24 protein-coding genes are annotated in these 23,596 nt (G+C 37.3%); 23 read left to right on the plus strand and 1 reads right to left on the minus strand.

Translation table 11 applies throughout. The features are described from left to right. Positions 1-3 precede the first annotated feature (3 nt). From ACVBAX_RS03100 to mntR, 4 genes are all read left to right on the plus strand, one after another. Complete coding sequence (locus ACVBAX_RS03100; protein WP_447115839.1) at positions 4-1,257, plus strand: pyridoxal-phosphate-dependent aminotransferase family protein; 1,254 nt, start codon at positions 4-6, stop codon at positions 1,255-1,257. Between the two features lie 16 nt (positions 1,258-1,273). Next, positions 1,274-2,635 (plus strand): allantoinase, encoded by a 1,362-nt coding sequence (locus ACVBAX_RS03105; protein WP_447115840.1) that lies wholly within the window; start codon positions 1,274-1,276, stop codon positions 2,633-2,635. A gap of 169 nt (positions 2,636-2,804) precedes the next feature. Further along, on the plus strand, positions 2,805-4,964 hold the full coding sequence (locus ACVBAX_RS03110) for a type IA DNA topoisomerase (RefSeq protein ID WP_447115841.1): 2,160 nt from the start codon (positions 2,805-2,807) through the stop codon (positions 4,962-4,964). Positions 4,965-5,054: 90 nt separating this feature from the next. Continuing rightward, positions 5,055-5,477 (plus strand): transcriptional regulator MntR, encoded by a 423-nt coding sequence (gene mntR, locus ACVBAX_RS03115; protein WP_430773105.1) that lies wholly within the window; start codon positions 5,055-5,057, stop codon positions 5,475-5,477. Positions 5,478-5,503: 26 nt separating this feature from the next. Here mntR and metA read toward each other — a convergent pair whose 3' ends face one another. After that, positions 5,504-6,412 carry a homoserine O-acetyltransferase MetA gene (gene metA / locus ACVBAX_RS03120; RefSeq protein ID WP_447115842.1) on the minus strand — a complete coding sequence of 303 codons (909 nt, stop codon included), beginning with the start codon at positions 6,410-6,412 and terminating at the stop codon, positions 5,504-5,506. Positions 6,413-6,576: 164 nt separating this feature from the next. Here metA and ACVBAX_RS03125 point away from each other — a divergent pair, with 164 nt between their 5' ends. The 19 genes from ACVBAX_RS03125 (at position 6,577) to ACVBAX_RS03215 (ending at position 23,521) form a co-directional block, all read left to right on the plus strand. Next, complete coding sequence (locus ACVBAX_RS03125; RefSeq protein ID WP_430773108.1) at positions 6,577-8,265, plus strand: formate--tetrahydrofolate ligase; 1,689 nt, start codon at positions 6,577-6,579, stop codon at positions 8,263-8,265. Positions 8,266-8,294: 29 nt separating this feature from the next. Then, positions 8,295-8,825 (plus strand): hypothetical protein, encoded by a 531-nt coding sequence (locus ACVBAX_RS03130; RefSeq protein WP_447115843.1) that lies wholly within the window; start codon positions 8,295-8,297, stop codon positions 8,823-8,825. 3 nt (positions 8,826-8,828) lie between these two features. Further along, positions 8,829-9,305, plus strand: a complete 477-nt coding sequence (locus tag ACVBAX_RS03135) for a glutathione peroxidase (protein WP_447115844.1) — start codon at positions 8,829-8,831, stop codon at positions 9,303-9,305. Between the two features lie 108 nt (positions 9,306-9,413). Continuing rightward, on the plus strand, positions 9,414-10,259 hold the full coding sequence (locus tag ACVBAX_RS03140; protein WP_447115845.1) for a DegV family protein: 846 nt from the start codon (positions 9,414-9,416) through the stop codon (positions 10,257-10,259). Between the two features lie 88 nt (positions 10,260-10,347). Continuing rightward, a complete protein-coding gene (locus ACVBAX_RS03145; RefSeq protein ID WP_447115846.1) occupies positions 10,348-10,995 on the plus strand; it encodes an HD domain-containing protein in 648 nt (215 codons plus the stop codon). Continuing rightward, positions 10,992-12,866 (plus strand): ABC-F family ATP-binding cassette domain-containing protein, encoded by a 1,875-nt coding sequence (locus tag ACVBAX_RS03150; RefSeq protein WP_447115847.1) that lies wholly within the window; start codon positions 10,992-10,994, stop codon positions 12,864-12,866. The genes ACVBAX_RS03145 and ACVBAX_RS03150 overlap by 4 nt, the downstream gene beginning before the upstream one ends. Before the next feature lie 29 nt (positions 12,867-12,895). Then, positions 12,896-14,020 carry a conserved virulence factor C family protein gene (locus ACVBAX_RS03155; RefSeq protein ID WP_447115848.1) on the plus strand — a complete coding sequence of 375 codons (1,125 nt, stop codon included), beginning with the start codon at positions 12,896-12,898 and terminating at the stop codon, positions 14,018-14,020. Positions 14,021-14,089: 69 nt separating this feature from the next. After that, positions 14,090-14,524, plus strand: coding sequence for a BrxA/BrxB family bacilliredoxin (locus ACVBAX_RS03160; protein ID WP_447115849.1), 435 nt, complete (start codon positions 14,090-14,092; stop codon positions 14,522-14,524). Positions 14,525-14,576: 52 nt separating this feature from the next. Beyond that, positions 14,577-15,350: a class I SAM-dependent methyltransferase gene (locus tag ACVBAX_RS03165; protein ID WP_430773117.1), complete on the plus strand. Its 774-nt coding sequence runs from the start codon at positions 14,577-14,579 to the stop codon at positions 15,348-15,350. A gap of 110 nt (positions 15,351-15,460) precedes the next feature. Further along, on the plus strand, positions 15,461-16,051 hold the full coding sequence (locus tag ACVBAX_RS03170) for a YpjP family protein (RefSeq protein ID WP_447115850.1): 591 nt from the start codon (positions 15,461-15,463) through the stop codon (positions 16,049-16,051). A 190-nt stretch (positions 16,052-16,241) separates the two neighbouring features. Continuing rightward, positions 16,242-17,036 (plus strand): thymidylate synthase, encoded by a 795-nt coding sequence (locus tag ACVBAX_RS03175; protein WP_430773119.1) that lies wholly within the window; start codon positions 16,242-16,244, stop codon positions 17,034-17,036. Beyond that, the gene (locus ACVBAX_RS03180; protein ID WP_430773120.1) at positions 17,033-17,512 is read left to right on the plus strand and encodes a dihydrofolate reductase; all 480 of its coding nucleotides are present in this window, start codon (positions 17,033-17,035) and stop codon (positions 17,510-17,512) included. Before ACVBAX_RS03175 ends, ACVBAX_RS03180 begins: the two co-directional genes overlap by 4 nt. A gap of 80 nt (positions 17,513-17,592) precedes the next feature. Continuing rightward, complete coding sequence (locus ACVBAX_RS03185) at positions 17,593-17,718, plus strand: hypothetical protein (RefSeq protein ID WP_447115851.1); 126 nt, start codon at positions 17,593-17,595, stop codon at positions 17,716-17,718. 162 nt (positions 17,719-17,880) lie between these two features. Next, complete coding sequence (ilvA, locus tag ACVBAX_RS03190) at positions 17,881-19,149, plus strand: threonine ammonia-lyase IlvA (RefSeq protein WP_430773122.1); 1,269 nt, start codon at positions 17,881-17,883, stop codon at positions 19,147-19,149. A gap of 141 nt (positions 19,150-19,290) precedes the next feature. Continuing rightward, entirely contained in the window at positions 19,291-19,488 is a 198-nt protein-coding gene (locus ACVBAX_RS03195; protein ID WP_119708849.1) for a twin-arginine translocase TatA/TatE family subunit, read from the plus strand. 64 nt (positions 19,489-19,552) lie between these two features. Beyond that, positions 19,553-20,308 carry a twin-arginine translocase subunit TatC gene (gene tatC, locus ACVBAX_RS03200; protein ID WP_447115852.1) on the plus strand — a complete coding sequence of 252 codons (756 nt, stop codon included), beginning with the start codon at positions 19,553-19,555 and terminating at the stop codon, positions 20,306-20,308. A gap of 212 nt (positions 20,309-20,520) precedes the next feature. Then, positions 20,521-20,772, plus strand: a complete 252-nt coding sequence (locus ACVBAX_RS03205; RefSeq protein WP_251514983.1) for a DUF2535 family protein — start codon at positions 20,521-20,523, stop codon at positions 20,770-20,772. 139 nt (positions 20,773-20,911) lie between these two features. Continuing rightward, a complete protein-coding gene (locus ACVBAX_RS03210; RefSeq protein WP_430773124.1) occupies positions 20,912-21,754 on the plus strand; it encodes a DegV family protein in 843 nt (280 codons plus the stop codon). Positions 21,755-22,039: 285 nt separating this feature from the next. Then, positions 22,040-23,521, plus strand: a complete 1,482-nt coding sequence (locus ACVBAX_RS03215; protein ID WP_447115853.1) for an ATP-binding protein — start codon at positions 22,040-22,042, stop codon at positions 23,519-23,521. The last annotated feature ends 75 nt before the right edge of the window (positions 23,522-23,596 follow it).

A 23,596-nucleotide genomic window follows, 5' to 3' on the forward strand; every position in this document is an offset into this window, starting at 1 on the left:
AACATGGTGGTTTTTTCGGAATTGCATACACCATTGCGTACAATTATGACCCCAGGACCGGTTGAAGTTGATCCTCGTGTGTTACGTGCGATGAGCACACCTATTTTAGGGCAGTTTGATCCTGCTTTTACAGCTATTATGAATGAAGTCATGACAATGCTTCGTCAAGTTTTTCAAACAAAGAACACTTGGGCTTTTCCCATTGATGGTACCTCAAGATCGGGAAATGAGGCGATTCTTTGTAGCATCATCGAACCTGGAGATCGGGTCTTAGTTCCGATATATGGGAGGTTTGGACATTTGTTAGTAGAAATTTGTGAACGGTACGGAGCAGATGTGTACTCTATAGAGTGTCCATGGGGTGAAGTGTTTGATCCTAAAGTGGTCATTGAAGAGATTGAAAAGGTGTCGCCTAAAATTGTAGCTATTGTTCATGGGGAGACATCAACCGGTAGATTACAACCGCTTGAAGAGATTGGAAGGGCATGTCGAGAAAGAGATGTGTTGCTTGTGGTGGATGCTGTTGCATCTATCGGAGGAGTTGAGGTAAAAACCGATGAATGGTTTATTGATGGAATGATTGGTGGCACTCAAAAATGCTTATCTGTTCCATCTGGGATGGCTCCTATTACGTATAACGAACGGATTGAAAGCATATTATACACTCGGAAAAAGGTGGAGCGAGGGATTGCTACAGAGCAGGATTTGAATTTTAAGAGAAGTAATCATTTCATTGCCAGTAATTATTTTGATTTAAGTATGCTACAGGATTATTGGGGTCCTCGAAGACTCAATCATCATACAGAGGCAACCTCAATGATCTACGCTTTGCATGAAGGTTTAAGGCTTGTTTTATTAGAAGGTTTAGAGGAGCGCTTTACTCGGCATCAGTTCCATGAAAGGGCATTAATAGCGGGGATAGAAGCGATGGGATTGAAGCTTTTCGGTGATTCAGAAAATAAGCTGCCTTGTGTTACTTGTGTAGAGATTCCAAAGGGGATAGACGGCGAATCAGTTAGGACCATGTTACTAGAAGCATTTAGTATTGAAATTGCTTCCTCTTTTGGCCCTTTGCATGGGAAGATTTGGAGAATTGGTACGATGGGATACAGCTGTCGAAGAGAAAATGTTCTAGCTGTACTTGGCGCATTAGAAGCCGTTTTAATTCGACATGGAGTGAATGTTCATCGGGGAAATGCGGTTCAGGCGAGCCTAGATGTTTATCTGAATGAGAATCAAAGTTTGCTAAAGTTATAGTAGAGGTGAGGCTGGTATGGCTAAATATGATCTTTTAATACGTAATGGCTTGGTTGTATTTTCAGATGAAGTGACTCAAGTAGATATAGCAGTAAAAGATGGGGTCATTGTAAAACTGGAGGCGGGAATGGACGGAACTGCACTAGAGGAGCGAGATGCAACCGGATTGTATATTTTTCCTGGTGTGATTGATGTACATGTTCATTTTAGTGAACCTGGACGAGAACATTGGGAAGGGTTTGAGACAGGCTCTAAAATGATGGCTGCAGGAGGATGTACCACCTTTTTTGACATGCCTTTAAATGGAATCCCGTCAACTATTAATGAAAGTGCGTTACTTGAAAAGGGGGAAATTGGACAAAAGAAATCCGTTGTTGACTTTGCTTTATGGGGTGGGCTAGTCCCTAATCATGAAAAAGATATAAAAGGACTAGCAGAAAATGGAGCTATAGGATTTAAAGCTTTTCTATCAGAAACGGGAAATGATGAATTTGAACGGGCGGATGATTATACATTATTAAATGGGATGAAGGAAATTTCTTCACTAGGTAAGATTTTAGCGTTACATGCTGAAAGTGCTCCGATTACTAACTGGTTGCAAAAGGAAAAACTGCAAAAAGGTTTAGTAAGCCCTGATGACTATTTGGAATCCCGTCCAACCATCGCAGAAGCAGAGGCAGTTGATAGGGCCTTAGCCTATGCAAAGTTAACTGGATGCGCCTTGCATTTTGTTCATATTAGTAGTGAAGCTGCGATCGTTAAAATTGAAGCGGCTAAACTAGAGGGGATGGATGTAACTGTAGAGACTTGTCCGCATTATTTATTATTTTCTCACCAGGATCTTGTGGAGAAGGGACCTATTGCTAAATGTGCTCCACCTCTAAGGGAGAAAAAAGAACAAGAAAGACTTCTACAATTATTAATAGATGGAAAGTTTGATATGATTTCCTCTGACCATTCTCCTTGTCCTTTTTCAATGAAAGACCCCTCTGTTTACAATCTGTTTCAAGCATGGGGAGGTATAAGCGGTGGACAATTTACGTTATTATCGATGATTGAGTTAGCAATTAACCATAATATTTCTTTAACAAGGGTGGCCGAGTGGACATCAGAAGCACCTGCTAAACGATTTCACCTTCATTCAAAAGGAAGAATCCTAGTAGGAATGGATGCGGACTTTGCGGTGGTAGCAATGAAGAATTATAAAGTAACAGAAAATAATTTTTTCGCCAAGCATAAACAAAGTATATACTTAGATCACACTTTTCCGTGTCAAGTAACAGCAACCTACAATAGAGGAAGGTTGGTCTTTAATAATGGAGAGATTATTGAGTCTGGTAGCTATGGACAATGGCTATTTGAAAGTAACATAAGTTAGTAATATATTTTACAAAAAAGCAAAGGAGAAAATCCTTTGCTTTTTTTGTTCAACAAATCTTAAACCTTACAAATAAATATTGTGGTAAAATAGAATACTGTTCTAGTTCTAGAAAAGTGAAATCGCATAAGTATTAGGGTGATTTCTTCTTAATAAAGTAGGTGAAATAGTGAGTAGAGTGATTATCGCTGAAAAGCCATCTGTTGCAAAAAATATTGCAGATGCATTAAAAATTAAAGGCAGACAAGATGGATATTATGAAGGTAATGGATATATTATTACATGGGCATTTGGACACCTTATGCAACTTTATGATGCAAAAGATTACGATGAGAAAATGGCTAGATGGAATATGGAAAACTTCCCTTTTATTCCTCCAAACTTTCGGTACAAAGTAAAAAGTGACCCAAGAAACAAAGAAAAAGAAGATTTAGGTGCAAGAAAGCAACTAAAGATTATCTACAATTTAATCAAACGAAATGATGTGGAAATGGTCATATCTGCTTGTGACTATGACCGAGAAGGTCAAATTATTGGCGATACGATTATTTATAATCTAAAAACACAAAAGCAAGTGTACAGATTGTTACTAAATGAATGGACACCAGATGAGGTGTTAAAAGGGCTCCAACAAATAAAGCCTAATGTAGAGATGAGGCCTCTTCAAGATGCTGGAATCGGTCGTCAATGGGCTGATTGGGTGATCGGAATTAATTTGACTTCCGTTGCGACATTAAAGTACCAAAAAGGGAAGGGAAAGGCACTTAATATAGGTAGAGTTCTTTTGCCAACCTTAAAAATTATTTATGATCGTGATCGAGCAATAGAAAATTTTAAACCGGAAGAATACTTCAAATTGGCTGCTACTTTCAAAACAAAAGATGGTGAAGCGTATGAAGGTACTTATGTTGAAAACGAGGAAGACAAGTTTTCTAATAAAGAGCACTTAGAAAAAATTCAGCAAGCTTTGAAGGATCAGTCAGCAACAATTGCAGATAAACAAGTGGAACGGAAGAGAGAGTATCCTCCCTATTTATTCAATCTGTCTAATTTACAAGGGTTTATTACTAGTAAATTTAAAGGCTGGACATCAGATAAAGTCTTAAAAGTAGCCCAATCACTGTATGAGAAGAAGTATATTACGTACCCTAGAACCGCTAGTGTCGTATTAGAGGAAAGTCTTGTTGGAAAAACAGCAAAGGTTTTAGAAAATATAACTAAAGGGCTCCCCTTTGAGAATGAAGTTAAGTTTTCGAAGCTAAAGAGAGTGTTCGATAATTCAAAGGTTGAAAGCCATAGTGCGATTATTCCAACCTATTTACTACCTAAATCGCTAACAAAAGATGAAGAAATTGTGTACCATGCTATAAAAAACCGTCTAATTATGCAATTTATGCCGGTTGCTGAACATGAAGAAACCAAGATCATGACAAAAATGAATACCCCTGACATCAATGGTGTATTTGTATCAAAAGGACGTGTACAGCTTGTTGAAGGGTGGAGAAGGGTGGAAAAAATTGAATCGAAAGATAATATTTTACCACTTGTAAAAGTTAATGATCTGGTTGAGATGGTTGATCACAAGCTTACTTCACATGCTACGAAACCACCAAAGCACCATACCGAAAAGACGTTGCTTAAAGTAATGGAGACTTGTGGAAAAGGACAAGGCGATGAAGAAAGTGAAGAAATGATGGCTGCTATCTTAAGTGGTTATAGCATTGGTACTCCAGCTACAAGGGCAGAAACGATAAAGAAATTAAAGGATATCGGATACATTGAGACCCAAAATAAGAGCTTGATTTGTTCTGAACTTGGTAAAAATTTGGTTGAGACTTTTCCTGTGAAAGAATTATTTGACTTAGAATTTACCGGCCGTCTAGAAAAAACATTATCAGATATAGAAAAACAAAAGTTTACGAAAGAAAGCTTCTTGAATTTAATATTTGAGTTCACAACAAATGCTGTAAACACTATTAAAAATGAAAAAGCTATTATTATTAATGAAGTGTCTTATGAAAAGAAATCAATTGACGCATTAGGAAAATGCCCCGCCTGTAATCAAGGAAGTATTATAGAGGGGCAAAAAGGTTTTGGCTGTAACAACTGGAAAAATGGCTGTAAATTTGTTATTTGGAAAAATGATAAATTTTTGGCTGCCTTAAAGAAAAAACCATCAAAAACTATGGTGAAAATGCTCTTGAAGAATGGGGTAGCCACCGTAAAAGGTTTAACGAGTAAAAAAGGAAATAAATTTGATGCAAATATGCGCTATGAGAAAAATCCTGACAATGAGTACTATAGCTGGAAGATGGAATTTTTGAAGTGAGAGTGGTTGTTTGGAGGGGAATTCCCTTGTCTCCATTTTTTAACTATAGTAAACTTTTAATATTGATGATGCACGCGGGAGGGTCAACGGATGCCAACACCGAGTATGGAAGATTATATTGAACAGATATACAATTTAATTGAAGAAAAAGGTTATGCACGAGTTTCGGACATTGCGGAAGGTTTATCTGTTCATCCCTCTTCGGTTACGAAAATGGTTCAAAAGCTAGATCGAGATGAGTACTTAGTGTACGAAAAATATAGAGGGCTTGTACTTACTCCAAAAGGTAAAAAAATTGGTAAAAGGCTCGTTTATCGGCATGAGTTACTGGAGCAGCTTCTTCGAACAATTGGTGTAAAAGAAGAAAATATTTATGATGACGTGGAAGGAATTGAGCATCACTTAAGCTGGGATGCGATAGATCGGATAGGTGACCTCGTCCAATTTTTTGAAGAGGACGAAAGGCGAATAGAAGCGTTAAGAGAAATTCAAAAGAAAAATGAAGAGAACTAAAAAGAGAGCGATACCGCTCTCTTTTTTTATTCCCATACATACGGAGTTTGTTGATACACAAAGTAGTTAAGCCAGTTTGAAAATAATAAATGTGCGTGGGATCGCCAACGATTTGCTGGAATTTGATTTGGGTCATTGTTAGGAAAATAATTTTCCGGAACATGGATATCCAATCCCTTTATTTGATCTCTTGAGTACTCTTCAGATAGGGTTGTCGATTCATATTCTAAATGTCCCGTAATCATTATTTGTTTGCCCTCATCAGCACTAATGATAAATGGACCTGCTTCCTCTGAACTCGATAATAATCTGAGTGAAGGATGGTTCAAAATTTCCTCGATTGCCACATCTGTGTACCTGGAGTGAGGTGCGAGATACTCATCATCAAATCCCCTTAATAATAGATCGACAGGATCATGCACGCGGTGAGTAAATATGCCGGAACATTTTCTTGATAGTTCATACTTTCCAATACCGAAATGGTGATACAATGCCGCTTGTGCCCCCCAACAAATATGTAAGGTTGAAGTGACATTCGTTTTTGACCAGTCCATGATCATTTTTAACTCTTCCCAATAATCAACTTCTTCAAAGGATAATAGTTCTACTGGTGCTCCTGTGATAATAAGTCCATCATACTTGCGGTGCTTAATTTCAGAGAATGACGTGTAAAATTGATCGAGATGCAATTGGCTTGTATTTTTTGCTTGATGAGTAACAGTTTGTAAAAATGAAATATTAACTTGTAGAGGGGTATTCCCTAAAAGTCTAAGTAACTGAGCCTCTGTTTTTTGCTTTTCTGGCATCAAGTTTAGGATGAGAATATTTAAAGGACGAATGTCCTGGTGGTTCGCTCTCTCGTCGTCCATAATAAAGATATTTTCAGATTCCAGTATTTCTCGAGCTGGTAAAAGCTTCGGAATTTTGATAGGCAATGAATTTCAACTCCTTTATTCAATATTCAGGCTATTTATATTATATACTGGATTTTTTTAGTATCAAGAATAATGATCAAAGAACTTAAAAAAAGAGTGGATACAGGAACATTCTCAAATGGTACAATATACATTGAAAAAATACGGGCATGGAGGTAACTTCATTGAACATCAAGGTTAGCGTAAAAAGTGATATTGAAATTGCACAATCTGCAGAAATGAAACCGATCATTCAAATTGCTGAAAAAATTGGATTAACAGCTGATGACCTGGAGGTTTATGGAAAGTATAAAGCAAAACTTTCGTCTGACACATTAAGTAAAATCCAAGGAAATCCAAAAGGTAAAATCATTCTTGTAACAGCAATTAATCCGACTCCCGCAGGAGAAGGAAAGTCTACTGTAACAGTTGGATTGGGAGATGCTTTTTCTCAACTTGGAAAGAAGGTAATGATTGCTATGAGAGAACCATCCTTAGGGCCAACGATGGGAGTTAAGGGTGGGGCCGCTGGTGGTGGATATTCTCAAGTGCTGCCGATGGACGAAATAAATTTACATTTTACAGGCGACCTACACGCCATTACGACAGCAAATAATGCATTAGCTGCATTAATTGACAATCATATCCAACAAGGAAACGAACTACAAATCGATCAACGTAGAATTGTTTGGAAGAGAGCACTCGATTTAAATGACCGTGCTTTAAGAAATGTGATTATTGGTTTAGGCGGACCGATGCAGGGTGTACCTCGTGAGGATGGATTTGATATTACAGTCGCATCAGAAATTATGGCTGTACTATGCTTAGCGAAAGATTTAAAGGATTTAAAACGAAGATTGTCTGAGATGGTAGTAGCATACAATATAGAGAAACAGCCGGTCACTGTCTCGCATCTTGGTGTGGAGGGTGCTCTAGCACTAATATTAAAAGATGCGGTCAAACCAAATCTTGTACAAACGATTGAGCATACTCCAGCGCTCGTTCATGGTGGACCGTTCGCTAACATTGCCCATGGTTGTAACTCTGTCATTGCTACTACAGCCGCATCTAAGCTTGCTGATTTCGTTATTACAGAAGCAGGATTTGGTGCTGACTTGGGAGCGGAAAAGTTTTTACATATAAAAGCAAGAAACGGAGATGTATTACCGGAGGCGGTTGTTGTCGTAGCAACGATTAGAGCTCTGAAGATGCATGGCGGTGTTGGAAAGCAGGATCTTAATAATGAAAATATTGAAGCACTAATTGCCGGCTTTGATAACTTGAAAAAACATGTACAAACGATAAGAAGCTTCGGATTACCTGTCGTTGTAGCCATAAATAAGTTTATATCAGACACCAATCTTGAAGTGGACACCTTATTGGAATTGTGTAAAAAGGAAGGTGTCCAAGTTGCCTTAACTGAAGTATGGGAAAAGGGTGGAAAAGGTGGTATTGCCCTTGCAGAAAAACTGTTAAAAGCGATTGAAAATCATAATGAAGAATATACTCCATTATATAAGGTAAGTGACTCGATTGAAGAGAAAATCCGTTCAATTGTTCAAAAGGTGTATGGAGGGAAGGATGTCGAGTTCTCATCAAAGGCGAAAAAGCAAATGAAGGACTTTGAGCAATATGGATGGGACGGCCTTCCGATTTGTATGGCCAAAACACAATATTCCCTTTCAGATGACCCAAGTAAACTTGGTCGACCAACCGATTTTACCGTTTCGGTAAGAGAATTAAAACCTTCGATCGGTGCTGGTTTCCTTGTTGCTTTAACAGGGGACGTAATGACGATGCCAGGTTTACCGAAGCAACCTGCCGCGCTAAAAATGGATGTTGATGATAAAGGGAATGCAATAGGATTATTTTAATCAAATGATGATGGATAAGGTATTTTTATATGTTTGATCCAACGGCTTTTGATAATATAAAGGTAGTTTTAGAAGGTGCCCTATATGACCTAGATTTAGCGGGGCAAATATGCGTCATTGATAGGAACGATATTGTAAATGTAGCAAAGCTTTCGCGACAGTCAGAGATGACCCTGAAGAAGAATAGTGATAGTAAGAAAAGCTGTACAGTCGTTTTACGTGCAGATATTTCTAATTTAGCTGCAGAGTTACACCCAAAGTTGCAATCAGAAAGGGATGCGGGCTGCCATTTTAAAATGATTTTCTCTATCAAAGACCAACTTTCTTTTGATATAAGAATTTTAGAGGTTCTCCAATCCATTTGGGGGAAGGATAGAGAGTATCATTGTAAAATCATCTCTGATCCACTCCAAGAACAGTCTGGCTATAAAGTAGAGATAGAAGTGAATTTTAAAAGACTCATTTATGAGGAGCAAATGGAAGACCTAACGGTGCTCGCAGATGTTATATTACAATCCTTAGATAAACTTGAACTAGATGTTGAACATTGGAGGAGTTAAGGGATGACGGTGTATCAGTTTGAAGCGAAGAAAATTAATGGTCAAACGATTTCTCTTTCAGAATATAAGGGCGACGTTCTATTAATTGTAAATACAGCTAGTAATTGTGGGTTTACCCCCCAATATAAAGACCTTCAAGAGCTTTATGTACAATATAAAGAAAAAGGATTCACTGTGTTAGGCTTTCCGTGTAATCAATTTATGAGTCAAGAACCCGGTACCGAGTCTGATATCCTGTCATTTTGTGAAATGAATTTCGGAGTAACGTTTCCATTGTTTTCGAAGGTGGATGTAAATGGAAAGAATGCTCACCTGCTTTTTCAATATTTAACGGAAGAGGCACCAGGAGTACTAGGAATGAAAGCTGTTAAATGGAATTTCACTAAGTTTTTAGTAAACCGGTCTGGTGAGGTAGTAGAAAGATATGCACCTAATACGAACCCAATAGAAATATCAAAAGATATTGAAAAGCTGATTTAATATAAAACCCTTGCATATAGCAAGGGTTCTTAATTAGATGTAATTTTCTGAATTATCTTTACATAATTAATAATTATTAATACTATAAAATAATAGGGGGGACTTAAAATGAAGAAAATTGCCTGGGTTACGGACAGTACTGCTTACTTAGATGAAGAACTAACCAATCATCCTGACGTTTTTACGGTACCAATGACGATTGTTTTAGACGAAAGGGAATACAAAGATGGCATAGATTTAACAGCAGAAGAACTCTATTTGAAATTAAAGCATCTTCAAGTTCCGCCAAAAACGTCTCAACCATCTGTAGGTGAGTTTGTATCATTGTTTGAGAAGCTAGAAGAACAGTATGATCACGTGTTCTCTGTCCTTGTATCAGCTAAGTTAAGCGGTACGGTTTCTTCAAGTGTTCAGGCGGCCAACATGGTGAATACACCGGTTACTACAATCGATTCAAAGATACTCTCTTATCCTCTTTCACGAATGATAAAGAAAGGGATGGAATGGATTGAGGCTGGTAATTCCGTTGAGGAGGTTGAGCAAAAGTTAAATGGTCTTGCCAATACAAACGAAACATTTGTTTTAATTGGGAGTTTGGAACAATTACACAGAAGTGGACGGATGAACGGATTATCCTTTTTCCTTGGCAGCATGCTAAATATTAAACCGATCATTTCCATTGAGGATGGCGTATTACAGGCTAAGGAGAAAATTAGAAGTGAAAACAAAGGATTGGAGAAAATCATCTCTTATTTTCAAGCTTCCATTGATGCTTTTGCTATAAAAGAAGCCTATATTTTATACGGACTTCATGATAAGGAAGCGAGAAAATGGCATGATGAATTGTGTAAACGGTTCCCTGATATTGCCTTTGGTATTTATCCTTTAGGTGCAACGATCGGTGTCCATGCAGGAGAAAATACAATCGGAATTAGCTGGTTTAATAGACTGTAAAGGAAGTGCGTTGATTGTGCACTTCCTTTTCTTTTTCGAAAAAAAGAAGTTCATGGTAGAATATGAGTGGAAAGAACGAGGTGGTATAATGAAGCAAGTTATTGCCAAGGCAGAAGAGTTTGTTAAACGAGAAATGTACGCAGATTCAACTGGTCATGATTGGTTTCATATTGATAGAGTACGGAATATTGCTTTGCAAATTCATGAAAAGGAAAAGATGGGAGATCCTTTCATTATTGAGTTAGCGGCTCTACTTCATGATATTTCTGACGAAAAATTACATAGCTCGAAGGAAGTGGGAGAAAAGAAGCTTACTTCTTTTTTGAATAAGATACCATTAGATGACTCGAAGAAAAACCAAATTAAAGAAATCATTGAAACCATCTCATTTAAAGGTGGAAATAATCGAAACATCTCAACCATTGAAGCAGCTATCGTCCAAGATGCTGATCGCTTAGATGCTATAGGTGCGATAGGGATAGCAAGGGCATTTGCATATGGAGGAAAAAAGGGTCAACCTATTTATGATCCGACCATTATTGTCCGATCAAGCATGACAAATGAAGAGTACCGCAAAGGCCATTCTTCCTCTATTAATCATTTTTATGAAAAGTTATTAAAGCTAAAAGAAAATATGAATACAAAATCAGGAAGAGAAATAGCTGAAAGACGGCATGCATATATGGAAGATTTCTTACATGAATTTTACAATGATTGGAATGGAAAACGTCAATGATTAGTATCGATAGCGTGACAAAAACATATGGAGAAAAGGAATTATTCAATGAAATTTCTTTTACAATAAGTGCGAAAGAAAGAGTTGGACTTATTGGGGTTAATGGGACAGGAAAGTCCTCATTATTAAAAATAGTAGCAGGCGTTGATTTTCCAGATTCAGGAGAGGTAACTGCTCCGAAAGATTACCGAATTGCTTATTCTGAGCAAAATCCGGATCTCAATCCAGAATTAACGGTCCTTGATCAGGTTTTTGCTGGTGAAGCACCTGTTTTAAAGCTTCTAAAAGAGTACGAAGAAACTCTTCTTGAGCTTCATAAAGTCCCGGATGATAGTGAAATTCAGGAAAAACTTTTTGACTTACAAAAGAAAATGGATGCTTTAGATGGTTGGGATGCAAGTACGAACGCAAAAACGATTTTAAATAAGCTTGGAATTGAAGAATATGAAAAAAAGATTGGAGAATTATCTGGTGGCCAGAAAAAGCGAGTAGCTCTTGCTCAAGTGTTAATTCAATCTCCAGATTTACTGATTCTAGATGAGCCTACCAATCACTTAGATTTCGAATCGGTGAAATGGCTTGAAGATTATTTAAGCCGTTTTACAGGTGCCTTATTGCTTGTTACACATGATCGATATTTCTTAGACCGTGTAACGAACCGTGTGTTTGAACTAGAAGGTGGCAAACTATACAGCTACAAAGGAAATTATGCGGACTTTCTAGAAGCTAAGGCCATTCGTGAAGAAAATGAAGCAGCCACTCTTGAAAAACAAAAAAATCTATTCAGACGAGAGCTTGAGTGGATTAGACGAGGGGCAAAGGCACGAACAACAAAGCAGAAGGCAAGAATTCAACGTTTTGAAAAGCTGGATGAGAATTTAAGCTCCGTAAAAACTTCGGAAAAGCTAGATTTATCTTTATCAGGCAGCCGATTGGGTAAGCAAGTATTCGAATTAAAAGATGCAACAAAAACGTATGAATCGAAAGTGATCCTTAAGTCTTACGATTTACTAGTGAAACCTCATGACAGAATCGGAATTATTGGAAAAAATGGTACAGGTAAATCAACCTTATTAAATATTCTAGCTGGTAAAATCCCTCTAGATTCAGGTGAACGAATCATCGGCCAAACTGTGAAGGTGGCATTTTATACTCAGGAAAATGAAGACATGGACGTTTCAAAACGGATGATTGAATACATCAAAGAAACGGCACAGGTGATTCATACGTCAGATGGAAAAACCATTTCCGCGACTCAAATGCTAGAAAGATTTCTTTTTCCTTCATACACACACGGTACACAGATCAGAAAGTTATCAGGGGGAGAACGTCGACGCTTGTATTTGTTAAAACTGTTAATGACTGAACCAAATGTTTTGTTATTAGACGAACCAACGAATGATCTAGATACTCAAACACTGACTGTCCTAGAGGACTATTTAGAAGATTTTCCCGGGGTAGTGATTACCGTATCACACGATCGCTATTTCTTAGACAAAGTGGTAGAACAATTGCTAGTGCTTGAAGGTAATGGAATAATTGATTCTTATTATGGAAACTACAGTGAATTCCTTGAAAAGCAAGTAGAAAAGCCAGTCGTTCGTGCAATTGCCGCAGAGAAACCTGTGGAAGAAGAAAAAGCAAAGAAAAAACGAATGAGCTATAAGGAAAAGCTTGAATGGGAATCCATTGATTCTGATATTGAAAATGCGGAAAAAAGAATTGAAGAAATTGCTGTAGAGATGGGAAAAACAGGCAGTGATTTTGAAAAGGCTCAAGCTTTAATGGAAGAGGAAAATGCTCTAAACGAAAAGCTTGAATATTTGATTGAGCGTTGGAGCTATTTATCTGAAATTGCAGAGAATAGTTAAATATAAGAATAAGGGAAGGATGAAGAGGTTTGAAAATACGATCCATTGAACCAACTCCTAGTCCGAATACGATGAAGGTTATTTTAAATGAAGAGCTCCCAATGGGAAAAAGTAATAACTATAAGAAAGAGACAAGTACCGGTGCTCCAAAGGTCATTCAGGATATTTTAACCATTGAAGGTGTAAAAGGTGTGTACCATGTAGCTGATTTTCTAGCGGTGGAACGGAATGCAAAATATGATTGGAAAGAAATTCTACCGAAAGTAAGGCTTGCATTTGGCGAAGAAACGGAAATATTGGAGCAAGAAGAAACAATTAATGAGCACTACGGAGAAATCCAGGTGCTTGTTCAGATGTATAAAGGAATTCCGATGCAAATTAAGCTAACGGATGGAACAGAAGAAAGACGATATGGATTACCAGAACAGTATAAAGAAGCGGTTTCAAAGGCTCAGGATCCAGAGGATAACGTTGTAATGGTTCGACGGTGGAAAGAGTTAGGTGTTCGATACGGAGATTTCGATCAAATCGGCCAGGAAGTTTTAGAAGAGCTAATGGCGGCTTATACAACAGACCGACTAGACGAACTTATTCAAGATGCAACAAGTAAGGGATCCGCTAAGATTGTAAAGCGACAAAAACAAAAGCTTGATGTTCATTCATTAAATGATCCGGATTGGAGAAAAAGATATGAGCTTCTTGAACAAATGGATGATCCGGAAGTTGAAGATCTGCCTGTGTTAGAAAAAGCATTAAACGACGAAAAGGCATCAATTAGGAGATTAGCAACTGTCTATTTAGGCATGATCGAAGATAAAAAAGTATTACCGCTCCTCTATAAAGCGTTAAAGGATAAAACAGTGACTGTTAGGCGTACGGCTGGAGACTGCTTATCAGACATAGGGTTTGAAGAGGCGATGGAAGAAATGATGATGGCATTAAGTGATGAGAGTAAATTAGTGCGCTGGAGAGCGGCAATGTTTTTATATGAATTGGGAGATGACCGTGCGCTTCCTGCGCTTAAGGCAGCTGAAGAAGATCCGGAATTTGAAGTGAGCTTACAAATTAAACTTGCTATCGAAAGAATTGAATTGGGTGAGGATGCAAAAGGATCTGTTTGGAAACAAATGACGGAAGCAAGAAAACAAAACTAAGAAAATTGCATCATTTGAAATAAATATAGTATGCTAACAATGGAAATAGTTAATAGGAGGGATTTTTTTATGTCAATGGCATATGAGGAATATATGAAACAAATGGTAAAGCCAATGCGTGAAGAACTAGTACATGCGGGCTTTGAAGAGTTACAAACAGAAGAAGATGTTGAAAATTTTATGGATCAAAATGAAGATACTGCGTTAATCTTTGTTAACTCTGTATGTGGTTGTGCGGCAGGTTTAGCACGTCCAGCGGCAACTCAAGCAGTGGTTAGAACTGAGAAAAAACCTGCCAAACTTGTTACTGTATTTGCTGGACAAGACAAAGAAGCAACGGCTAAAATGCGTGAGTATTTCGAAGGGTTCCCACCGTCATCTCCTTCAATGGTACTTGTAAAAGGGAAGCAAGTGGTTCACTTTATCCATCGCCATAATATCGAAGACCACACGATGGATGAAATCATGGAGAATCTCCAATCAGCATTTGAACAAAATTGTTAAAGAAAAAGGAATGTCAGCTGACATTCCTTTTTTTTGAAAGGAAAGAAGCTATATGTTTGTCACAACAGCAGGACGAACCAATCCTGATATGATTGAAGAAGCAAAGAAGATAGCGTTGGACCTTGGATGTCCCTATCAGGAAAGAAGGAAAAAATCGGTTCAGACTCTTCATTCCTTGTATAAGGATGACTGTATTGTTTTTGGAAAGGAGAGACTTGAGTTATTTTTATTAAACGGAGAAGAGCCGTTCTTCTTCCATCCAAATTCCTCTATGTTCAGAATTAAAAGACTGCTAAATAACGAACACGATCCTTTTATTGATGCAACCGGTCTGGAGAAAGGAATGAGTCTTCTTGATTGTACATTAGGACTTGCATCCGATAGTATTGTTGCAAGCTTTGTTGTTGGAGCATCAGGAAAAGTGGTAGGGACAGAAGAAAATAAATACCTCGCTTATCTTGTCGGTCGAGGATTAAACAGCTGGCAGTCCGGTTTAGCAGCAATGGATGAGGCTATGCGTGCAATTTCCGTGCACCATTTAAGTGCACTAACATATTTAAAGAAAATTCCTAGCAATGAGTTTGATTGCGTGTATATTGACCCAATGTTTGAAGAAACAATTTTAGAATCGGACGGAATTCGTGCGTTAGCTGAGTTAGCGGCGTATACATCCGTAACGGAAGAATTCATTTCGGAGGCAAAAAGAGTAGCGAGGAGACGACTCGTGCTAAAGGATCATTTTCGTAGCAAGCGCTTCGAGCATTTTGGATTCTCAGTTATAAAAAGACCGTCTGCTAAATTTCATTTCGGGATTATTACAAAATGATGATATTTGTGATTTAATCTCCCACTTCCTACTGTAAAAAGAGTATAATATGAGAAAAGAGTCAATATTTTCTAAATACTCTTAAAGGCTAGTAGAAAGGATTGGAGATCATGCCAAAATGGTTGCAAAAATCCTTCGTCGTGTTGGTAACAATTTTAACATTTGGTTTGGTAACACCATCCCAAACCTTTCTATATAATCAAGCATCAGCGGATAAACCAACACGTGAAGATTCAGTTAAAACGGAAACTACATACACTCAAATTGATGAGATTACCGAAGAAGAATCAGACAGTAGCGACCAGATTATACAAAGCTGGTTATATGAGGCAGAAGAGTTATCGTACCTAAAATTTGGTAGTAGAATCAAACCTGTGATAGAAGATGAATTCAAACAGGTCATCCTACCGAATATTCATAAAGCAATTGAAGAAGTAGCCATACAGTACCCGGAAGAAAAACTAGCATACCTAGAATTAAGCGAAGTCCCAACTGGAGGCAACACTGAAAAAATATTTCACCTCTATAGCAAAGAAAACAACAAAGACATCATCCGCTTCCATGTAAGAAAGGACCATCCACCCCATAGTGGCTATTGGTTTAACTTTCATTACCACACAAGCGATGACAACTTCGAGGCCCATCACGAACTAGGATCAATCTATTGGGACACAAACACACCACCTAAATGGATGAGCTAACTCGAACCCCTTCTGACTATGTCAGAGGGGTTTTGTTTTGAAAAAGCGCCTAAATTTGCACCAACAATCACTTGGAACCAAAACTTAACAACACAAAAATTTTCGTCTTCGTGCATTGACCTAACATCAAAATAATTATACCCTTGTAAAAGACTAGTATTTCGTAAAATTTGTGACAGTAGGTGGAAGAATGAAACAATATTTAGAGCTATGTAAGCATGTGTTGGATAATGGCGTAAAAAAACAGGATCGTACAGGAACGGGTACTATTAGTACATTTGGTTATCAGATGCGTTTTGATTTACAAGAAGGTTTTCCTCTTGTGACAACAAAGAAATTACATTTGAAATCAATCATTCATGAATTACTTTGGTTCCTTCAAGGTGACACGAATATAAAGTATCTACAAGAAAATGGCGTTCGTATTTGGAATGAATGGGCAGATGAAGAAGGGAATTTAGGTCCTGTGTACGGACACCAGTGGAGATCATGGACGACTTCTACAGGCGAAACAGTGGATCAAATTTCTGACTTAATAAATCAAATTAAAACAAACCCTGATTCAAGGCGTTTAATTGTAAATGCATGGAATGTGGGTGATATTAATAATATGGCACTTCCTCCTTGTCACTGTCTATTTCAATTTCATGTGTCAGATGGAAAGCTAAGCTGTCAGTTATACCAACGTTCGGCTGATGTGTTTTTAGGTGTTCCATTTAATATAGCGTCCTATGCGCTTTTAACTTTGATGGTGGCGCAGGTATGTGATCTTGAACCTGGTGAATTTATTCATACGTTTGGAGATGCGCATATTTACTTAAATCATGTAGAACAAGTGGAATTACAGCTTACCAGACAGCCACATCCATTACCTACTTTAAAGATTAATCCAGAGAAAAAAGACTTGTTTGGTTTTACGTATGACGATTTTGAGTTGGTTAACTACGAAGCCCATCCTCATATAAAAGGGGTTGTAAGTGTATGATTTCCCTTCTTTGGGCAATGGACGAAAACCGGGCAATAGGTCGTAACAATCAGCTTCCTTGGCATCTTCCTGAGGATTTAAAGTATTTTAAAAGAGTTACAATGGGAAAGCCAATTGCGATGGGCCGAAAAACCTATGATTCCATTGGAAGGCCACTACCTGGTCGAGAAAATATTGTTATTACACGTAGTAAAGGAATAACTATTGAAGGTTGTACAGTTATTCATGATGTAAAAGATTTATTAAAGCGTGACGATGAGGAGCTTTTTGTAATTGGTGGCGCTGAAATTTTTAAAGAAATTCTTCCTTTCGCAGATCGCCTTTATGTTACGGAAATTCGTGAAGTGTTCGAGGCAGATACGTTTTTCCCGGAATACAATTTATTCGAATGGGAGCTTATTGAATCCACTCCAGGTATGAAAGACGAAAAAAATCCATACAACTATGAATTTCTTGTGTACCAACGTAAGCAGTGAGTCATCACTGCTTATTTTTTATACTTAAAACCTATAAAATCAAGTATAATTAGTATGGTTACAAATGGAGGGATATCAGGATGATCAGACTAATGGCTGTTTTTTGTCCTTCTTCGATATTTGATCAAAAGGATATGAAAGAAGTTTCAGATTATGTCCGAGAGGTAATTATTCATTCTCTAAAGGATGAAAAAATCGCATCATAAGTTGCTAGGCTAAATGAGTCTAGCTTTTTTCCATTTTCTGAGGTTATTCTGACCCAAGAGTAACTAGGTGATTGAAAAATACAAATTTTTTGATAATAAGCTTGAAATGATGGGTGAGAGTGGTATAATGTACTGATTATAACGGGAAAATGGAGGATGGTTATGGAACAGAAAGTGCTGAAAAAAAGATGGGTGCAGGTTGAAGATATTTTAATAGCGCACCACCAACTAAAAGACATCGTTGCCCATACACCGTTACAAAAAAACGAGCGTTTATCAGAAAAATATGATTGTAATGTGTATTTAAAAAGGGAAGATTTGCAGCACGTTCGCTCTTTTAAGTTAAGAGGTGCTTTTTATAAGATGAAAGCGCTTGGTAAGGACAATCTTTCTAGTGGGGTTGTTTGTGCAAGTGCGGGGAATCATGCTCAAGGTGTAGCATATGCTTGTCGTCATCTTGGTGTACAAGGGAAAATTTATATGCCAACGACAACACCGAAGCAAAAAGTTGGGCAAGTAGAGTTATTTGGTAGAGGTTTTATCGAAATTATTCTTGTTGGGGATACGTTCGATGATTCTTATGCTAAAGCGGTTGAGTGTGCGGAAAAAGAAGGAAGGACCTTCATTCATCCTTTTGATGATGAGCTTGTAATCGCAGGGCAAGGAACGGTCGCTGTAGAAATATTGCAGGATTGTGAAGAAACTGTAGATTATGTGTTTGCCAGTATTGGTGGTGGAGGGCTTATGGCGGGTGTGAGCACCTATGTAAAAAGCGTCTCTCCCCAAACAAAGCTAATTGGTGTAGAACCTTATGGTGCTCCGGCAATGAAGACCTCTTTCCACAACGAAGTCGTGACTCCTCTTGATGACATTGATAAGTTCGTGGACGGAGCAGCTGTAAAAAGTGTGGGTAGTAAAACCTTTGACACTTGTTATGAGTTGTTGGATGATATCCTACTGGTTCCAGAAGGAAAGGTTTGTACAAGTATTTTAGAATTATATAATGAGCATGCGATTGTTGCTGAGCCAGCCGGTGCTTTACCAATTGCAGCTCTTGATCTTTATAAGGATGAAATCAAAGGGAAAAATATTGTCGTTATTATAAGTGGTGGAAATAACGATATCGGTCGTATGCAGGAAATTAAAGAGCGTTCATTGTTGTATGAGGGTCTACTGTATTATTTCATCGTTAACTTCCCACAACGTGCGGGTGCACTTCGTGAGTTTTTAGATGAAGTATTATCACCAACGGATGATATTACACAATTCGAATATACTAAGAAAAATAATAAAGAAAATGGCCCAGCACTAGTAGGGATTGAAATACAAAAGAAGGAAGACTATAAAGGTTTAATTGAAAGATTAAACAAAAAAGGTTTTGCTTTTACAGAAGTAAATAAAGATAGTTACTTATTTAATTTACTCATTTAAGGTATAATGATAAGTGAAAAATCACTACTGAATTTGTGAACTTCTTATGACAATGTGGTTAATAATGACCCATCCGTTGTTAAAAGTACTATAATCGTAGTAGAATTAGTTATTCTAATTTTCCAAAGGGGATGTTCTACAGTGTTTTCAAACATCGGAGTTCCTGGATTGATCCTTATCCTTGTACTTGCTTTAATTATTTTCGGACCTAAAAAGCTCCCTGAGATTGGTCGTGCATTTGGTCAAACTCTTCGTGAATTTAAAAAATCTACTCGTGAGCTAACAAGTGATGTAATGGAAGAGCTCGATGAAGATAAAAAGAAGAATGCTACGAAATAAGGTGTAAGAAATTTTTCTTACACTTTTTTTCTCGATTACATTTTGTTTATGGTAGGGGACTTACATGGAGGATAAAGAATTACAGCTTGTTGATCATCTTGACGAATTAAGAAAAAGACTTATTATCTCTATTGTAGCTTTTTTTGGCTTCTTTGTGGTTGGTTTTATTTATGTTGAAGAAATCTATCAATGGTTTGTACGGGACTTAGACGTTAAGTTGATTGCGTTAGGACCGAGCGATATCGTGTGGGTTTATTTTATGTTAGCAGGTTTAATAGCGATTGCAGGAACCATTCCTGTACTTGCGTTGCAGATATGGTTGTTTGTGAGACCAGCATTAAAGCCTATAGAAAGAAAAATTACTTTGAGTTATATCCCAGCTTTGTTCATTTTATTTATTGTCGGCTTGTGCTTTGGATATTTTGTTATTTTTCCGACTGTAATGGGATTTTTGATCGATTTAAGTGGCGATATGCTTGTTGCTAATTTTACTGCGGACAAGTACTTCCGCTTTATTATGAATATGTCGCTTCCATTTGGCTTTTTGTTTGAACTACCTGTTGTCGTTATGTTTTTAACATCTTTAGGAATTGTAAATCCGTATGTACTTCAAAAAATACGGAAATATGCATATTTTGTCCTGGTTGTAATTTCAGTAGTCATCTCGCCTCCGGATTTTATGAGTGATATTTTAGTAACCATTCCACTTCTATTTTTATACGAAATTAGTATCAATCTTTCGAAAATTGTTTATAAAAGAAAGTTGAAAAAAGAGAAAGAGTGGGGCTTGGATGAGGATGAGAGAGTAGATTTAGGATAAAAGTTCAAACTCACTTTTTTATAAAAGTGGGTTTTTTGTTTTCATAATGTCCTCTTTTACATTAGAATGAGGGTTCTTATAGATCGGAAATAGTACTACTTTTCATAATGAAAAAAATTTAAATTTTTTCACAACTTGTGTATATTCAGACACACTTCGACAAATAAATATTGTATAATATATGCAAACGGGTGAAAAAGAGGATTGATATTTTGCTATTCAAAAGCCTAGAGTTCAAAAATGTTGTTGGACAGAAGGTAAAAGTCATGGAAATTCCAGTATTGGAGGAAGATAGCCCTTATTATTTTTTAATCCAAGTCCGTTTGCAATCATTTATTACGTCTCTATACCGGGACAAACAGCCGAAGAAATGCTATTCTTTTAGAGACTATTTGAAAAAAGCGTTGAAGTGGCCAGTGTACCAGGATGTATTCCAAGTGCCAGAGCTAAAGAATAACGCGTAATTGATGTGTTTGTTTTACTTTGACATGATTGTCTTTACATGAAGAGTATCGGTACATGCCGATACTCTTTCTTTTTTCGACATTAACCTAGAATTCTGTATAATAGGTAGTGAGATTTTAGCATTAGGATGTGAAGGATTTGAGTAAAATTAAAATAGTGACTGATTCAACGGTGGACATGTCCGATGAATTAATTAGGAAGTATGATATTGAGGTTGTTCCATTATCTATTCAAATTGAAGGAGAGACGTACCTCGATCGGGTTGATTTAACCCCAAAGGATTTTTTGAATAAGATGAAGGCAGCAGAAGAGTTACCTAAAAGTTCGCAACCACCTGTTGGCGTTTTTGCTGAGCTGTACGATCGATTAGGTTCGGAAGGGTATGATGTTCTTTCTATACATATGACTGGAGGAATGAGTGGTACCGTTCAGTCAGCCGAGACGGCAGCATCCATGTCAAAGGCAAATGTAAAGGTTGTTGACTCTCGTTTTATATCGAAAGCCCTTTCATTCCAAGTCATAGAAGCTTCCCAAATGGCCAAAGAAGGAAGAAGTATGGATGAGATATTAACTAGACTTGATCAAGTTCGATCCAATACAAGATTGTTTGTTGTTGTAGACACTCTTGAAAATCTCGTGAAGGGTGGCAGAATTGGCAAGGGAAAGGCAATGATTGGTTCCCTTCTTAATATCAAACCAATTGCCTCTCTAGAAGGTGGAGTTTATACACCTGTATCGAAAGCTAGAAGCTATAGTCAAGTAGCTAACTACCTTGCAAAGCAATTCGCTGAAGACACAGCTGGTCATCATATCAAAGGTGTTGGACTCGTTCATGCAGAGGCTCCAGAGTTAAATCAAAAGTTGATTTCCGCCTTAAAAACAATAGCTGGTTTTGATTTATTAGATATTGAATATACCACTCCAATCGTTAGTACTCATACTGGACCAGGTGCCATTGGTTTTATGTACTATTTTGAGTAAATTGCCTGAACAACACCTGTTCAGGTTTTTTGCTCGACAAACTTTATACACTGTGTAAAGAAATTATAAAAATATGGAGGAAAGACAAGGATTTTGGGTAGTGATGTCGAATAAAAAGGGAGTGAGACCCATTAAAAAGGGAACGGTGTATGCATGAAAAAATGGATCAGACAACTTTCTTTATATAGGCAAGTTTTATTTTTTTCCTTTTTTATTACGTTTGTTGTGATTTTCATGATTTCGAGTTTCAGTTATGCTCTACAAACAAAAAAGGAAATAGAGCAATTGACAGATCGTGTTGAGGGACTATCAACATTGTGGACAGCCGTTGTGTCTCCTGAGGATGTAGAGGAGACAATCATGTCAAAGGACCCAAATGATCCCGCGGCAAAGAGACTACAACAACAGGTGAATTTAATAAACGAAAGAGGTTCTTCATATTTTCATAGTGGAATTGTAGCTACTTCTATAAATAAAGATAAAGAAATATATGCCACGGTTGTATCGAATAGTTATGAGGGACTGAAGCCTTTTTCTTTTTATAAGTCGGTTGATATTCATAGCAACGCTCTTTTAGAAGCTATTGAAGAAAAGAAAGTAGTAAGTACAAAGGTGTATACAGATAATTTTGGTACTTGGTTATCTGCGTTTGCTCCGATACAGAATGAAGAAGGAGAAGTAGTCGGGGTATTAGTCGTTGATGCAGAGGCATCTTTTATCAAGAATTCGCAGTTAGAAACGATGTTATATTTATTGGTTGTCTTTGTTATAACGATAGTCATCGTTTTCTTTGCCATGAAGTATGTGTTAAATTATGTGATGGAACCGGTTGAAGAGATCTTATATGGTTTACACGAGGTAAGTGTCGGAAACTTCAATATACAATTAAATGGTACTAAAAATCCATATCTTGACCCGTTATATGAACGGTTCTACTTTATGACCCAGCAGTTAGCTAAATTGTTTGATAGATTATCCATTTCAAGTCCATTAAATGGCAAGCAAGACGTGTCAGAAGAACAATTACATACCTTTGAAGTGGCAATTGGGAAAATGGATACAATCATTAAAGAAACAAAATTACTTAAGGAGCTTCAGCGAGCCGAGAAAATGAATGCCATTGGTCAATTAGCTGCTTCCGTAGCTCACGAAATTCGGAATCCAATGACGGTAGTAAAAGGATTTTTACAAATCTTCTTAGCAAAAGATGGATTGAGTGAAGAAGAACATATGTACGTGAAATTAATGCTTGAAGAAATGAATCGTGCCGAAAAAATTATTAATGAATATTTATCTTTAGCGAAGCCAGACCTGGAGTTTTCAGAAAAGGTGAATGCCGGTGATCTTGCAAACAAAGTAATGGATTTAATGAATTCGTATGCACTCATGTCAAAAAGCATTGGGATGCAAACGAAGGTGTCAGGTGATGTTTTCATTAAAGGGAATGTTAGTGAGTTAAAGCAGGTACTTATAAATATATTAAAAAATGGGATTGAAGCCATGAAGGACGGTGGCACACTCAGTTTGTCTGTACGGGAAGAAGGTCACTTTGGTATTTTTGAAATTCTTGATACAGGAATTGGGATGAGTGAGGATGAACTTCAGAGATTAGGAACAGCCTTTTACTCCTTGAAGGAAAAGGGCACTGGTATGGGACTAATGGTTTGTTATCAAATCATTGAAAGAATGAGAGGTTCTATTGAAGTAGAAAGTCAAAAAGGTGTAGGAACAACTTTTCGAATTATTCTTCCGTTATATAGAGAATAGAGGAAGTTTAGTTCTTTTCCCTTTCATGTTATTATCTCGTTTGCTAGAATAAAACTTGAATAGAATGATGAATGC

Source organism: Robertmurraya sp. GLU-23, assembly GCF_052983275.1.